Consider the following 15,409-nt stretch of genomic DNA (forward strand, 5'->3'; position numbering starts at 1 on the left):
ACCTACGGTCTTGGACGGAAACGCAATTTATCGATTTTATTGTAGACCAAATTTGATAAACAACAGTTCGAAATTATACGCTTCAACCCGAATTCTTTGCTTCGTTGGAAGTGACTTCTCAACGAAATGGCGCAAAATTATAGTCTAATTTTTACGCCATGTAAACGCTAAAATCTAAATTACGCTAGTTGCGTGTTTAGAGTAGCTTGGTCTACAGCAACACCCGCGCCCATAGTCGTTGAGATGCTTACTTTCTTCAAGTAAGTACCTTTCGCTTGAGAAGGCTTAGCCTTCTTAAGAGCAACGATAAGTGCTTCAAGGTTTTCTTGAAGCTGGTTCGCGTCAAAGTCAACCTTACCGATTGTAGTGTGGATGATACCGTTCTTGTCGTTACGGTAACGAACCTGACCAGCTTTAGCGTTTTTAACTGCTTCTGCAACGTTAGGTGTTACAGTACCAGTTTTAGGGTTAGGCATAAGACCACGTGGACCTAGGATTTGACCTAGTTGACCAACAACGCGCATTGCATCTGGAGAAGCAACAACAACGTCAAAGTTCATTTCGCCTTTCTTAACCTGCTCAGCAAGGTCTTCCATACCTACTAAATCAGCACCAGCTTCTTTAGCAGCGTCTGCGTTAGCACCTTGAGTGAATACAGCAACGCGTACTTCACGACCAGTACCGTGTGGTAGTACAGTTGCACCACGTACGTTTTGGTCTGATTTACGAGCGTCGATGCCAAGGTTTACAGCAACGTCAACACTTTCAGTGAATTTAGCAGTAGCTAGTTCTTTAAGAAGAGCAACAGCTTCGTTGATTTCGTACTCTTTAGTTACGTCAACTTTCTCGCGGATTACGCGCATACGCTTAGTTAATTTAGCCATTCTCAATTACCCTTCTACATTCAAGCCCATTGCACGTGCAGAACCTGCAATCGTGCGTACAGCTGCGTCCATATCAGCAGCAGTAAGGTCAGGACGTTTAGTCTCAACAATCTCTTCTAGTTGTGCACGTGTTACAGTACCAACTTTCTCAGTGTTTGGACGGCCAGAACCAGACTTGATACCTGCAGCCTTCTTAAGAAGGTAAGATGCAGGTGGAGTTTTCATATCAAAAGTGAATGAACGGTCGTTGTAAACAGAAATGATTACAGGAACCGGTGCACCTTTTTCGATAGACTCTGTACGTGCGTTGAACGCTTTACAGAATTCCATGATGTTTACACCGTGTTGACCTAGTGCAGGACCTACTGGAGGACTAGGGTTAGCCATACCAGCAGCAACTTGTAGCTTGATTAAAGCTTCAACTTTTTTAGCCATGTTAATAACCTCGTTAAATGGGTCTTAGCCTTGTGCGCGCGAGGACGCGTACTCAAACGGCTTCCCGATTAAAAAATTCTTTCTTTTCGTGGCAGACGTAGCCTACCTACAAAAAGGCCGCTGATTATAGTTTAATCAGCGGCCTTTTTCAATTATTTTTTGCAATAGTACAAAATTACTGCAAATTAAGTATCTTGCTCTACCTGACCGAACTCAAGATCAACCGGCGTCGAACGACCGAAGATAAGTACAGATACTTTTAAGCGACTCTTTTCATAATCCACTTCTTCAACAACACCGTTGAAGTCTGCGAATGGACCATCAATAACACGAACCACTTCACCCGGCTCAAACAGCGTCGCTGGCTTAGGCGCTTCAGCGTTCTCTTGTAGACGGTTAAGAATACGATCAGCTTCACGCTGACTAATTGGTGCAGGACGATCAGATGTACCGCCAACAAAGCCCATTACACGTGGTGTGCTATTCACCAAGTGCCAAGTTGCGTCGTTCATCACCATTTGAACAAGGACGTAACCTGGGAAGAATTTACGCTCAGACTTGCGCTTTTGACCAGCACGCATCTCTACAACTTCTTCTGTAGGTACTAGTACTTCACCGAAGTCTTCTTCTAAGCCTTCAATTTTAATGTGCTCAATGATAGTTTGAGCAACGCGCTTTTCAAAACCAGAAAACGCCTGAATTACGTACCAACGTAATTTCTTTTCTTTGTTCTCATCCGACATGGGATCAGATCTCCAATCCAGTTAAAAAGCCAACAGCACGGAATAGCAAGCCATCTAATCCCCAAAGGATAAGTGCCATTACTACAGTTGCTGCCATCACGATAATTGTAGTATGCGTTGCTTCTTGACGCGTAGGCCATACAACTTTACGAACCTCAATACGAGACTCTTTTGCAAACGCAATAAAAGTACGACCTTTTTCAGTCGTCGCAGCGATACCTAGAGCGGCACCCACAGCAACTACTACACCTACTGCGCGTACTAACGCAGACATATCTGCGTACATATAGTTACCAACTACTGCGCCAGTGAGTAGTACAACTGCAACTAGCCATTTTACCGTGTCCATCGAGCTAGACGGGTTTTCAACATTAGTGCTCATAATTGTTTTACCTTAAATACAGACACAACAACCCTGTCTTAGACAGGGTTAATCCATTAAATCCAAATTTACAAATAAGCGACGAGTGCAACACACATTATTTTAAATTTGGACTAAAAAGTATTGAGTGGCAGGGGCGGCAGGACTCGAACCCGCAACCATCGGTTTTGGAGACCGCTGTTCTACCAATTGGAACTACGCCCCTGCAAAGTGGATGCCCATTATACTGACGAACAAACTGAAAACAAGTGTAAAAGTTATACATCGTACGATTTTCACAACTTTTGTTTTTCAATCAGTTATTAAACACAGTTGCAAGCCATCACATTTAACACAATAGTCATCGCTACAAGCACGATTATCTGTAGCAATATAAGGGATATTGGTGAGATTAGATTAAATATCAAGTGTTAGTCAGACCAAACTCGTCTTTTTTGTATGATAAACTGACGTGAATAGTTAAGATGAAAAAATAAAGCGACATTTGAAATGCATCGCTTTATTAATGAACTTAATCTTGCGTAACCACTTTTTTTACGTCTGCTAGCAAGCTAGATGCCCCAAACCTGAAAGTAGACGCCTGAGCCCAATCATGGCCCATGATATTAGCTGCCATATCGAGGTAAGGGATCCCTTGCGAAACAGTCTTAACCCCGCCAGCAGCCTTAAAGCCAACCGCTTTACCATTGATTTTAATGCGTTCAAGCATCACTTGTGCAACTGCTAAAGTCGCATTTACAGGTACCTTTCCTGTACTAGTTTTTATAAAATCTGCGCCTGCTAGTATCGCGATATCACTTGCTTGTGCAATTAATTCTGGCTGTTCTAGTACACCAGTTTCAATAATCACTTTGAGTGTCACAGAGTTACCACAGGCTTTTTTGCTTGAGTGAACATATTGCCACGGTGTATCCGGATCGCCTGCAATTACTTGGTTGTAAGGCATCACCAAATCTATCTCATCAGCACCGTCATCAATGGCTTGTTGTGTTTGCGCCAGTACTTGAGTAAGAGGTTGCTCACCACATGGAAAGTTAGTCACTGTTGCCACTTTCACACCTTGCCAACCCCGTGATGCCAACTCCTCTTTGCATAATGCAACAAATTGCGGATAAACACATACTGCGGCAGGCAACGCAATATTTGCATCAATGCTATCCAACATAGCAATAATACTTTGAGGTGTATCATCTTCATTAAGCGAAGTTAAATCCATTAGCTCAAGCACGCGTATCGCATCGCTCGCCGTAGCTTGCTGCTGTGTACTCATGACGTCTCCTTAAAACTTCAAACCACCCGATGGTTTAATAGCTATCAAACAGTTTTATTCGTATGCTCCCAGTAAAATCAATTACACGCCGCCTCTACAGGACATTTGTCCGCAAAAACGTGCTTTGATCCTTGGAAACTTAGTTTGAACGACGCTAGTCGATCAATTATATCTCATAACCAATCGCTATAAGTTGCTAATATCGATACATTTTAGGCTCTAAGCCTTGAAATATAAGCCTTAAACCAAAATCAAAGGCTGCATATAACTTTTAGTTATATATTTTGGGTTAATATTATTTTTTCGTCTTTTAAGGGCGTTATATTCTGCTCTCCTACTAAGTCATTTGAGTTGGCTTAAATCAAGGTTATGCATTTAGGGGCGAATGTTTGTGCAATACTTACCAATATTTACTAAGTTAGACGATAAACCAGTATTGGTCGTCGGTGGCGGTGACGTCGCGTTACGAAAATGCCAAGCATTTTTAAAAGCACGCGCCAATGTAACTGTTGTCGCCCCTGAATTTTGTACAGAACTTGTAGAGCTGGCCGATCAGGGCCGCCTAACACTCATTAATGAATATTTTGACACACATCACGTATTGGGCATGATGCTAATCATTGCCGCGACCGACAATGAAGCGGTTAATAAAGCGGTTTTTGATGCTGCCAATGCGCAAAACATTTTCGTTAATGTGGTAGACGACCAACCTAAATGTGGTTTTATCTTCCCGTCTATCGTTGATAGGGATCCCATCACCATCGCCATTTCAAGTGCCGGTACAGCACCTGTATTAGCTCGTAGAATAAGAGAAAAATTAGAAACACTAATACCTCATCATACGGGGAAGTTAGCCAAACTTGCTGGGGAATTCAGAGAGCAAGTTAAAGCACGCTTCAATACTTTTTCAGACCGCCGTCAATTTTGGGAGCGCGTGTTTGATTCAAGTGTCGTCAGTAAAGTCCAAGTGGGCGATGAGCAAGGTGCACAGCAACAACTTAATGACATGTTGACGCAGCCTAGTGCGCCAGAAGGCGAAGTGTATGTTGTCGGTGCAGGTCCAGGCGACCCAGAGTTACTGACCATTAAAGCCCTACAACTTATGCAACAAGCGGATGTTGTGGTTTATGACTACCTAGTGTCTGATGAAATTATGGAGCTAGTGAGACGCGATGCGGATTTAGTCTGTGTCGGTAAAAAAGCAGGCCATCATAGTGTTAAGCAAGAAGACACGAACCAAATGCTGGTGAATTATGCCAAGCAAGGTAAAAAGGTATGCCGTATCAAAGGCGGTGATCCATTCATTTATGGCCGCGGCGGCGAAGAAGTTCAAGTACTGGCTAAACACGGCGTTAAATATCAAATTGTCCCTGGTATCACCGCAGCGGCAGGTTGTAGTGCATATTCAGGTATTCCATTAACACACAGAGACCATGCACAAGCTATTCAGTTTGTAACTGGGCACTGTAAAAAAGATGGTCAAGAGTTGGATTGGCGTGGTCTTGCGCAATCAAACCAAACCTTGGCTGTTTACATGGGCGTGATTAAATCACCGCATATTCAGGCCAAACTACTAGAACACGGTAGAGCACCTGAAACACCTATTGCCATTGTTGAAAATGGCACACGTCAGTCACAGCGTGTCGTTCGCGGCACACTCGGTGAATTGGCAACAAAAATAGAGCAGCATAATATTCAATCACCCGCACTGTTGATCATTGGTGAGGTGGCTGCACTACACGAAGAATTAGCATGGTTTGGGCAAACGGAGCAAGTCAGTAGTTTTGCACAGCCTATTACCCAAGTAGCTTAATAGAATTAATTTAATTAACAGTAGGACGACGAACAATGGCTTTAACCCACCTTCAGCAACTTGAAGCTGAAAGTATAAAGATTATTCGCGAAGTCGCTGCAGAGTTTGATAACCCAGTGATGCTTTACTCTATTGGTAAAGACTCTTCAGTGTTACTGCATTTGGCTCGTAAAGCATTTTACCCAGCGAAGATTCCATTCCCACTACTACACGTAGACACAGACTGGAAATTCCGTGAAATGATTGAGTTTCGCGATCGCCTAGCACAAGAATATAACTTTGATCTGATTGTTCACAAGAACCCTGAAGGCATCGCCATGGGCGTCGGCCCGTTTACACACGGCTCAGCAAAACACACTGACGTGATGAAAACCCAAGGCTTAAAGCAAGCGCTTGATAAGTATGGCTTTGATGCGGCATTTGGTGGCGCACGACGTGACGAAGAAAAATCACGTGCTAAAGAGCGTGTTTACTCATTCCGTGATAAGCACCACCGCTGGGACCCTAAAAATCAGCGCCCAGAACTTTGGAATACGTATAACAGTCAAGTTAACCCGGGCGAAAGTATCCGTGTTTTCCCGCTATCTAACTGGACAGAGCTAGATATTTGGCAATACATCTACCAAGAAAACATCGAAATCGTCCCGCTGTACTTATCAGATAAGCGCCCTGTAGTTGAGCGTAACGGTACATTGATCATGGTTGATGACGAGCGTATGCCACTAGAAGAAGGCGAAGTACCTGAGATGAAGTCTGTGCGCTTCCGTACACTAGGCTGCTACCCACTGACAGGTGCAGTTGAATCTGAAGCCAATACATTAACCGGCATCATCGAAGAAATGCTGCTATCCACATCATCGGAGCGTGAAGGTCGTGTTATTGACCACGATTCTGCGGGCTCTATGGAGAAGAAAAAACGCGAGGGGTATTTCTAATGTCGACAGCGAACGAAGTAAGAGAACTGGGCATTGAGGCCTATCTGTCTCGTCAACAAGACAAAAGCTTATTACGCATGATGACTTGTGGTAGCGTTGATGACGGTAAGTCGACACTTATCGGCCGCTTGCTACATGACAGCCATCAAATTTATGAAGATCAGCTTGCTGCACTTCACAAAGATAACGAGAAAGTTGGTAACGCTGGTGAAGAGCTAGATTTAGCTCTACTTGTAGATGGTCTACAAGCTGAGCGTGAGCAAGGCATCACCATTGACGTTGCATACCGTTATTTCTCAACGGCAAAGCGTAAGTTCATCATTGCTGACACCCCTGGACATGAGCAGTACACCCGCAACATGGTTACCGGTGCTTCAACGAGTGATCTAGCGATTATCTTGGTTGATGCTCGTTACGGTGTGCAGGTACAGACTAAACGTCATAGCTTTATTTGTGACTCTTTAGGCATCAAGCAGTTTGTGGTCGCTATCAACAAAATGGACATCGTTGATTTTGACGAAGCCGTTTTTGAGAAGATCAAAGCAGATTACTTGCAGTTTGCTGAGCAACTTAATGTCTCAGATATCAAGTTTATTCCAATGTCTGCTCTTAAAGGCGACAACGTAGTAACACGCTCTGAAAAGACGCCTTACTACACTGATAAGCCACTACTTGAGCTACTGGAAGACTCTCCAGCAGCTGAAGCAAACCATGCTTTTGAAGCGCGCTTCCCAGTACAGTATGTGGTACGTCCAAACTTAGATTTTCGTGGCTTCCAAGGCACACTAACATCAGGCTCATTAAGTGCAGGCCAAGCTGTTAAAGTCCTACCATCGGGTAAGTCTTCAACTATCAAAGAGCTTGTCACTTTTGATGGTAACCTAGAGCAAGCGCAGACTGGTCAAGCGTTTACAATTACATTGGCAGATGAGATTGACGTTAGCCGTGGTGACGTAATTGTTCCTGCAGACTCAACAGCCTCAGTGACTAACCTGATCCAAGCAAAACTCGTGTGGATGCATGAAGAGCCGCTTGTACTGGGTAAAAACTATAACTTCAAGTTGGGCAGTAAAAATACCTCAGCCATCGTACGCAAAATTGATCACACCATTGATGTGAACACGCTTGAGACAGGCCAAGCTGAGCAACTGCAATTGAATGAAATTGCCATTGTCACGCTTGAGCTAACCGAAAGCATTGTGGCAGATATCTATCGCAGCAACCACGAAACAGGCTCATTCATCCTGATTGACCGTATCAGCAATCTGACGATTGGCGCAGGTATGATTGAAGCGCTATTGGCTGAAGACTCTGCAACAACCTCTGAGTTCAGTGCTTTTGAACTTGAATTCAACGCATTAGTACGCAAGCACTTCCCACACTGGCAAGCGCTTGATATCAGTAAGTTGAAGTAAGTGGATTTATGCCTGTTATTGGGAGAAAAACGTGCTAGTTGATCAGATCATCTTAACAGGCATTATGCTCGCTTTAGTCGTGTGCTTATTTGGCACACGACTCAATCCAGCTTGGCTATTCGTCAGCGCCATTGGCGTGAGTTATTTAACCGGATTAATCGAGTTGGAATCTATGTTGGTGAACTACGCCAACCCCTCTTTGATCACCCTTGTTTTATTGATCTTAGTTTCTATTGCCATTGAGAAAACCACATTGGTTCAAAAGCTTGCCAGCACACTTGCCAGTGGCAGCTTATCAAAATCAGTGATGAAGCTTGGCCTCTCTACCGCGTTTTTATCGTCTTTCACGAACAACACTGCGGTTGTGGCTTCGCTTATCAGTACCATCAAAGAGAGCCAAACGCATTCGCCCTCTAAATTACTTTTGCCATTGTCATATACCGCAATCTTAGGCGGTACATTAACGCTCATTGGCACATCAACAAATTTAATCGTCAATGGTTTTGCCGTTGATGCTGGCATGGCTCCGCTGGGCTTTTTTGATTTTACGTTAGTGGGTATTGGCGCACTTGTCGTGGGCCTAATGACCATACTATTACTGCTTAAATTCCTTCCTGACCACGGTACCGAAGACCAAGAAGTGGTGCCCTTTTATTTAGAAGGCAAGGTCGCTGTAGACTCAAAACTAATTGGTCGCACTGTAGAAGAGAATGGACTGCGTGATTTAAAAGACTTATTCCTAGCAGAAATTATCCGCGGTGAACGACGCATTTGCGCTGTAACCCCACAGCAAGAAATTTGCCAAGGAGACGTTTTACTCTTTGTTGGCGACATAAAATCAGTACCTTTATTACGTCGCTTTGATGGCCTTCAAGTGGTCCATGATAAACACGAAAAAGACGTAGAACACTTGGTCGAAGTCGTGGTGAGTCAGTCATCCAAATATATTGGTAAAACCATTAAAGAAATCCGTTTTCGCGAGCAGTTTCATGCCGCCGTTATCGCCATACGTCGTGGTCATGACCGCTTACAAGGCGGCCTTGGTAAAGTAAAATTGCAAGCGGGCGACTCACTCATTCTGGCGCCTGGCAGTGACTTTTATAATCTGCCAGATCTCAAGCGCGAGTTTGTGTATATCTCAGGACTAGATTTACAAACACATTTAACTAAAAAGCAATCTGGCCATGTATTAATTGGATTTGCAGCGGTCATTGGTTTGGGGATCTTTGACATCGTGCCTTTAGTAAAAGGGCTGATGGTGCTGCTACTTGCACTGGTTGCCCTTGGCACCATAAAGGTGAACGAAATGAAACGCCGCTTCCCGATTGAGTTACTGGCGATTGTCGGCAGCGCAATTGGCCTTGCCAAATTAATGATAGAAACCGGCTTGGCTGCTCAGCTCTCTGATGCCCTCTTTTTATTACTCGGAGACTTTGGGCCTTATGGTGCCTTTATCGCCATCTTTGTGATGACAGTGGTCTTTACGGAACTTATCACCAACAATGCAGCAGCTGCATTGTCTTTTCCAGTGGCTTATGCACTAGCCATTGGTTTTGGCGTAGACCCACTTCCCTTTATTATGGCTGTTGCATTTGGTGCGTCAGCCAGCTTTATTTCACCCTTTGGTTATCAAACAAACTTGATGGTGTATAGTGCCGGAAACTACCGCATAAAAGACTATGTTACGGTAGGCGTTCCGCTATCAATTATTTATTCTATTACCGTCCTGACCTTGATCCCATTGGTCTTTCCCTTTTAATGGATAGCTTCATGGATAAAAATATTGTTTGGCATAATTATGCCGTTGAAAAAACACATCGCAGTGAGCTCAAAGGCCATAAACCTGTGATCCTTTGGTTCACTGGCTTTTCTGGTTCAGGGAAAAGTACTGTGGCCAATGCCCTTGAAAGTGCTCTTCACCAAAGTGGTGTGCATACGTATTTACTCGATGGTGATAATGTAAGGCACGGCCTGTGTAAAGATCTCGGCTTCAGTGATGCAGATCGTGTCGAGAATATTCGCCGAGTGGGTGAACTAAGTAAGCTCATGGTTGATGCAGGACTTATCGTACTGACAGCGTTTATTTCGCCGTTCCAAGCAGAGCGAGATATGGTAAGAAATCTCGTTGAAGACGGTGAATTCATCGAAGTATTTTTAGATACGCCGCTGGAAGTATGTGAACAACGTGACCCAAAAGGTTTATATAAAAAAGCCCGCGCGGGTGAAATTAAAAACTTCACAGGTATCGATTCTGATTATCAACCCCCCGTTGCCCCTGAGATAAGATTAAACACAGGTGAGAATTCACTTGAGCAGTCTGTCCAGCAACTGATAGATTACCTGAAAGATAAAAACATCATCCAGTAGCAAGGATAACCTATGAATGATACCGACCTGCTCGAAGAACTCGTCGAGCTTTCTCGCCTCGCAGGCGAAGAGATTATGCAAATTTATGCCAAAGATTTTGCCATCGAGTTTAAAAACGATGATAGCCCAGTGACTGAAGCTGACTTGGCTGCTAACAGAGTTATCACCGCAGGTCTGGCGCGCTTGACGCCTGACATTCCGGTTCTCAGCGAAGAAAGCGCTAATATCAGCTGGCAAGAACGACAAACTTGGCAACGCTATTGGCTGGTTGATCCAATCGATGGTACTAAAGAGTTTATCAAAAAGAATGGCGAGTTTACTGTAAACATTGCTCTGATTGAGAAGGGCAAACCAACCATGGGGGTGGTATTTGCCCCAGCACTAAATATTTGTTACTTAGCTGCACAAAGCATTGGCGCATTTAGAGAATGCGGTGAAGCCCGCATTGAGCTCAAAGTAACTAAGAAGCCAAATCAAGGTACCATCAAAGTGGTTGGCTCTCGCTCACACCCATCAACTGAATTAGCAGACTATCTTGCACAGTTTGATGATGTGGAAATGGTGCCAAAAGGCAGTTCTCTTAAGCTGTGTTTAGTGGCTGAAGGCGAAGCAGATATTTATCCACGCCTTGGCCCAACCAGCGAATGGGACACAGGTGCAGGCCACGCAGTGGCAAGCATAGCCGGTGCGACTGTTAGCCAAATCGATGGCTCGCCACTGACCTATAATCAAAAAGAGTCTTACCTTAATCCTTACTTTGTCGTTTCAAGACTCGACGCCTAATCTAATTTGAGTGCTCTTTATGAGCACTTTGCTTCCGCTTTACCACCTTTGTGTTGATTATGCTGGGCTTTTACACCACTTACTTATACTATAGCGGCCAATGAATCTTGGTTATTACGCACGGAATAACCTGTCTGTTTTGTTTGGAAACTCTCTTTCTTGTTGGAATTAAATATGGACTTTACTAAGCTCTCAGCTACCTTGCTTGTGGCTCTCTTTGCCCAAAGCGCACATGCTGCAAGTGCCTCAGAAGATGAGGTTGCTGCCCTCAATCAGTGTATTTTAAATCAGACTATTTCTGGAGATGATAATCGTACAATTAAAGAGGTACGCGAGTATTGTGAGCAGCAAGTGAGTGCACTGAGCCAACTTGATAAACGCATGGCCAGAGAGCGAGTCACTGAAGAGAACCGCAACGTGCTGACCCCACACCATAGAAATTATATTCTGCCGGTGTCATACATAAAAAACCCTAATAACCGCCCATTTGATGGCTTTGCTGACAAAACCAATAAAGAGGGCGAACCACTTGATAACGTAGAAGCAAAGTATCAAATTTCATTAAAGCTGCCGATTTATCACAACTTTGAAGATAAAGATCAGGCCATTTATATGGGTGTCACACTGCAGTCATATTGGCAAGTCTATAACAAAGACATCTCATCTCCTTTTAGAGAGACCAACTATGAGCCTGAAATATTCTGGGTTAATTTCTTAGATGATGAGAATGTCTTATGGGGCGATGAAATGGCTTTTGTACTGGGTATCTCGCACCAGTCAAATGGTAGAAGTCAGCCTAATTCACGTTCATGGAACCGCATCTATGCTAATTTCATTTGGGAATATGATGGCTTTGTTTTTAGCTTCAAACCTTGGTACAGGTTACCTGAAGATGAAAAACCAGAAGATAACTTAGCAAAGGGCGATGATAACCCTGATATCCATAAATATATGGGCTATTTTGAACTTAGCGGTGCCTATCGCTTTAACAATGATCATGAAGTGGGCATGATGCTGCGTAACAATGCGGGCGGTGATAACCGTGGTGCTGTTCAGTTAGATTGGTCATTCCCTATCACAGGGCGCGTTCGTGGATATGCGCAATACTTCAACGGATATGGAGAGAGTCTCATCGATTACAACGCTCATATTCAAAGATTGGGCCTAGGTATCGCCATCACAGACTTACTGTAAACCTCATATATCCGGTCAAGACATGCTTGACCGGATATGGTTTTTTAGCGCTTCACAAAAAAGACTCCGCAAAACTTCGCCACTAATACATCACCATCGTACACGTTAACTGGCACTGTATACTTGGCCTTGCCTTCAGTCTCAAGTTCTATCAACTCTCCACTACATTCAGACAAAGTCACTGTTGCGCCTGGCGCTGTCGTAAGCGGTTTAAGGTATTTAATTTCAGCATCCGCAAGAACGATATCGCCCTCGAGATTAAGCTCTTTTAACGCCAGATAAGTTGCACCCCACCCAGTCAAAGTTGCCATACTGTAAACTGAACCTGCAAACATAGAATTGTGTAAATTCAAGTTGGCTTTCAAATCCGCTTTTGTAGAGAACTGCCAATCGGTGTAACTTTCAACTTTAATGCCCATAGCATCACTGATTGGAATAGACTCACGCCACGTGTCTTGTAACACTTGTGTCCAATCAGGATGTCTGAACCAACCTGGCTCTGATGGCTTTTGCTTGACCATTTTCCAATGCTGTACATCACCATAAGCAAGGTGTGCTTTTTCAACCACTTTATAGCCATGGCGCTCATAAAAGGCCAAAGCGCGCTCTCTAGCAAACAGCACCAATTCCTGCGCATCTTGCGTCCAAGCTATCTTTTCTAGTTCATGTAACAGTCGGCTACCCAAATGCTGACCTCGGTGCCCTTCACCCACGGCCATGTAACGCACTTGTGCCTGAAGGTGATTATTAAAGTGTAAACGCGCAACTGCTAGCACTTCGCCTTCGTTATTTTTAATGTACCTGTGCTCAGAATCTTGCTCTAAATCGTCTTGCTCTGAGCCTCTTGGTTGATCCCAAGGTGCTCTTAGTACCTGCCAACGCAATTGATAATAGTCTTGCCAATCTTGGCTACTTTGCGGCGAAATGACTGGAAACATATTTACTCCTTCTTATGCACACCCATGTGCGTGCCATTTTTGTGTTCTACCTTACAAGAAAAATCCTGAACAGGAAATGTTCAACGTAAAATCATCGACTAATTGTGTAAAATCATCTAAACACAGTGGAATTACCTCAATCCTTGTCTATGCTGATGGAACTATGCAAGATTTTTTGACTGAATCAGGAACCGTCAGCAACGATTTTGTAGCCCAAAGCCATGAGCTTGGCCACTTGTTATATTGGCATAAGCACGGGAAAACGAGCATACAAGTTAGACAAGAAAAAACGCTTCGTTGGCTATTAATAAACAATACGTTACAGTCAATCGTTGAACTGAATCACCCGGAACACTTGCTTTTTCCTCATTTGCAAGTGTTAGATGGCCTATGGCAAAAATACCCTACACCAGACCGCGTACTTGAATTAGGGTTGGGGGCCGGTGCTATTCGAGACTATCTGCATAGCGTGCACCAAGATTGTCAGGTAATTTCCGTAGAGAACAACCCCGATATTATACACTGCTATAAGCGCTACTTTGGCGGGGACCATATAAGTGAAGTCAATTGCAGTGACGCCTACAAAGTCTTAGAACTTGAGCATAGTCGTCCTTTTAACTGGATTATTTTAGATTTGTTCAGTGAATTGGATGCGCCACGATTTTTATACCAGCATAAATTTTACACCCTACTGCGCAACACACTTGCAGAGCAGGGGGTGCTATTTATCAACTTTATTGCAGAGCACGAATCACAATTAAAACAGTTAGAGCATCTGCTTATAATCAACTTTGGGAAAAAGCCACATATACATCAAGTGCCAGGCTATGCTAACCATATTATCGTGGTTGAGCGCTAAACCGATAAGTTGAATGTCACCGGTCCATCGTTACACAAGCTCACTTGCATATCCGCAGCAAATTGTCCTGTTGCAACCGTAATCCCAAGCGCTTTTGCCTGTTCAACAAAGTATTCATATAGCCGCTTTGCTTGCTCTGGCGTGCCTGCTGAAGAAAAGCTAGGTCGCATGCCTTTTTTCGTATCTGCGGCTAACGTAAATTGTGAGACAACAAGTAATTCACCACCAATGTCTTTAAGGCTCAAATTCATTTTACCGGCATCATCGGTGAAAATTCGATAGTTACTAACTTTGTGCAGTAATTTATCCGCACTTTGCTCTTCATCGACTTTTTCAACACCGAGTAAAAGTAAAATGCCCTGCTGAATTTCTCCAACAACTTTTCCATCAACTTCAACTTTCGCAAACTTGACCCTTTGAATTAATCCTTGCACTTTAACCTCTGTTTTTATCTATTTTGCACAGCAGTAAATCTGCCGCACGTCGAATAGCCTCAGAATATACTTGATTTGACGTGCAGTGCCCAACGCCTTCTAAAATAAGTAGCCGAGTATTTAATGATGCAGCAAATTTTTGTGCCATGGCAAAACGACACACTAAATCATGACGGCTATGGATCATCCAAATAGGCAGAGATTTTAAATTATGAGCATGCTTAAATAACGCTTCATCTTCTAAAAAACATTGATTAGACATGTAATGCACCATTAATCTAGCTTGGGCGACAATATGTGCCGGTGAGGGAAGTTGATACCGCTGCAATTGCGTTTCCACGCTCAATTGCATATCCCAATCATGCCAAAGCTGCGCCGCTTTGTGCTGTGATAATTCATCTTCACCAAATAGCTGCTGTTGATAATGAGATAACACCTGCTTATGTGACACGAGCCCCTGTGAAAACTGCAAAAAGCGCTCTGGATAAAACTGAGCCCCCGCGCCTTTGTCACCATATAACCAAGCCATATCTGATGAGGTCGCGAAAAAGCTCGCCCATGTGATCACCCCAGATACTCGATGAACATGCTGCATTGCAAACCACAAGGCTAACGTCGCCCCCCATGACCCACCTGCCAAAACACAACGTGGAATGTCGAGATAATCCAATAGCGTCACAATATCATCAACAAGTAATGCGGTGTGGTTATGCTCAAGTGATTGAGGGGAAGAATTGCCACATCCCCTTTGACTATACAAAATAATTCGATAGCGCTTTGGATTAAAATAGCTTTGAGCTGCCCTATGCAACCCAGCTCCGGGGCCGCCATGCAAAACCAACAACGGAACGCCTGCGGCGTTACCATATTCCTCAACGTGCATCTGGTGACCGTGAGAAAGCGGTAAATGAAAACTGCGCAGCGGCTCTGTTGGCTGATACAGTAGGGTCATGGATT

General features: G+C 43.8%; 16 protein-coding genes and 1 tRNA gene. 8 read left to right on the plus strand and 9 right to left on the minus strand.

Annotated features, from left to right (window positions below):
• Positions 1–179: 179 nt before the first annotated feature.
• The 6 genes from rplA to deoC all read right to left on the minus strand — a co-directional run bounded on the left by rplA (position 180) and on the right by deoC (position 3,714).
• Positions 180–884 carry a 50S ribosomal protein L1 gene (gene rplA / locus QNM16_RS24950; RefSeq protein WP_023400587.1) on the minus strand — a complete coding sequence of 235 codons (705 nt, stop codon included), beginning with the start codon at positions 882–884 and terminating at the stop codon, positions 180–182.
• 6 nt (positions 885–890) lie between these two features.
• A complete protein-coding gene (gene rplK, locus QNM16_RS24955) occupies positions 891–1,319 on the minus strand; it encodes a 50S ribosomal protein L11 (RefSeq protein WP_010387320.1) in 429 nt (142 codons plus the stop codon).
• A 185-nt stretch (positions 1,320–1,504) separates the two neighbouring features.
• Positions 1,505–2,062: a transcription termination/antitermination protein NusG gene (gene nusG / locus QNM16_RS24960; RefSeq protein ID WP_023400588.1), complete on the minus strand. Its 558-nt coding sequence runs from the start codon at positions 2,060–2,062 to the stop codon at positions 1,505–1,507.
• Between the two features lie 4 nt (positions 2,063–2,066).
• Complete coding sequence (gene secE / locus QNM16_RS24965) at positions 2,067–2,444, minus strand: preprotein translocase subunit SecE (RefSeq protein WP_023400589.1); 378 nt, start codon at positions 2,442–2,444, stop codon at positions 2,067–2,069.
• Between the two features lie 128 nt (positions 2,445–2,572).
• A tRNA-Trp gene (locus QNM16_RS24970) sits at positions 2,573–2,649 on the minus strand.
• A 306-nt stretch (positions 2,650–2,955) separates the two neighbouring features.
• Positions 2,956–3,714, minus strand: a complete 759-nt coding sequence (gene deoC, locus QNM16_RS24975) for a deoxyribose-phosphate aldolase (RefSeq protein WP_284022926.1) — start codon at positions 3,712–3,714, stop codon at positions 2,956–2,958.
• A 391-nt stretch (positions 3,715–4,105) separates the two neighbouring features.
• On the opposite strand from deoC, the gene cysG reads away from it, so the two are divergent.
• From cysG to QNM16_RS25010, 7 genes are all read left to right on the plus strand, one after another.
• Positions 4,106–5,527, plus strand: a complete 1,422-nt coding sequence (gene cysG, locus QNM16_RS24980) for a siroheme synthase CysG (protein WP_284022927.1) — start codon at positions 4,106–4,108, stop codon at positions 5,525–5,527.
• A 35-nt stretch (positions 5,528–5,562) separates the two neighbouring features.
• Positions 5,563–6,462, plus strand: a complete 900-nt coding sequence (gene cysD / locus QNM16_RS24985; protein ID WP_284022928.1) for a sulfate adenylyltransferase subunit CysD — start codon at positions 5,563–5,565, stop codon at positions 6,460–6,462.
• Complete coding sequence (gene cysN / locus QNM16_RS24990) at positions 6,462–7,877, plus strand: sulfate adenylyltransferase subunit CysN (RefSeq protein WP_284022929.1); 1,416 nt, start codon at positions 6,462–6,464, stop codon at positions 7,875–7,877. Before cysD ends, cysN begins: the two co-directional genes overlap by 1 nt.
• 64 nt (positions 7,878–7,941) lie before the next feature.
• Complete coding sequence (locus QNM16_RS24995; protein WP_284023006.1) at positions 7,942–9,636, plus strand: SLC13 family permease; 1,695 nt, start codon at positions 7,942–7,944, stop codon at positions 9,634–9,636.
• Positions 9,637–9,647: 11 nt separating this feature from the next.
• Positions 9,648–10,244, plus strand: coding sequence for an adenylyl-sulfate kinase (gene cysC / locus QNM16_RS25000; RefSeq protein WP_063361557.1), 597 nt, complete (start codon positions 9,648–9,650; stop codon positions 10,242–10,244).
• Between the two features lie 12 nt (positions 10,245–10,256).
• A complete protein-coding gene (gene cysQ / locus QNM16_RS25005; RefSeq protein ID WP_284022930.1) occupies positions 10,257–11,027 on the plus strand; it encodes a 3'(2'),5'-bisphosphate nucleotidase CysQ in 771 nt (256 codons plus the stop codon).
• A 174-nt stretch (positions 11,028–11,201) separates the two neighbouring features.
• Entirely contained in the window at positions 11,202–12,221 is a 1,020-nt protein-coding gene (locus QNM16_RS25010; RefSeq protein WP_284022931.1) for a phospholipase A, read from the plus strand.
• 44 nt (positions 12,222–12,265) lie between these two features.
• Here the strand turns inward: QNM16_RS25010 and QNM16_RS25015 are convergent, their stop codons facing one another.
• The gene (locus QNM16_RS25015) at positions 12,266–13,159 is read right to left on the minus strand and encodes a bifunctional GNAT family N-acetyltransferase/hotdog fold thioesterase (RefSeq protein WP_284022932.1); all 894 of its coding nucleotides are present in this window, start codon (positions 13,157–13,159) and stop codon (positions 12,266–12,268) included.
• Between the two features lie 163 nt (positions 13,160–13,322).
• Between QNM16_RS25015 and QNM16_RS25020 the strand changes: the two genes are divergently transcribed.
• A complete protein-coding gene (locus tag QNM16_RS25020) occupies positions 13,323–14,018 on the plus strand; it encodes a spermidine synthase (protein WP_284022933.1) in 696 nt (231 codons plus the stop codon).
• On the opposite strand, the gene dtd is transcribed toward QNM16_RS25020, so the two are convergent.
• Both dtd and QNM16_RS25030 read right to left on the minus strand, forming a co-directional pair.
• Positions 14,015–14,452, minus strand: a complete 438-nt coding sequence (dtd, locus tag QNM16_RS25025) for a D-aminoacyl-tRNA deacylase (RefSeq protein WP_284022934.1) — start codon at positions 14,450–14,452, stop codon at positions 14,015–14,017. The two genes, QNM16_RS25020 and dtd, sit on opposite strands and share 4 nt — an antisense overlap.
• Position 14,453: 1 nt before the next feature.
• A complete protein-coding gene (locus QNM16_RS25030; RefSeq protein WP_284022935.1) occupies positions 14,454–15,404 on the minus strand; it encodes an alpha/beta fold hydrolase in 951 nt (316 codons plus the stop codon).
• Between the last annotated feature and the right edge of the window lie 5 nt (positions 15,405–15,409).

Origin of the sequence: Pseudoalteromonas umbrosa, assembly GCF_030125375.1 — a bacterium.
GTDB classification, from domain to species: domain Bacteria; phylum Pseudomonadota; class Gammaproteobacteria; order Enterobacterales; family Alteromonadaceae; genus Pseudoalteromonas; species Pseudoalteromonas umbrosa.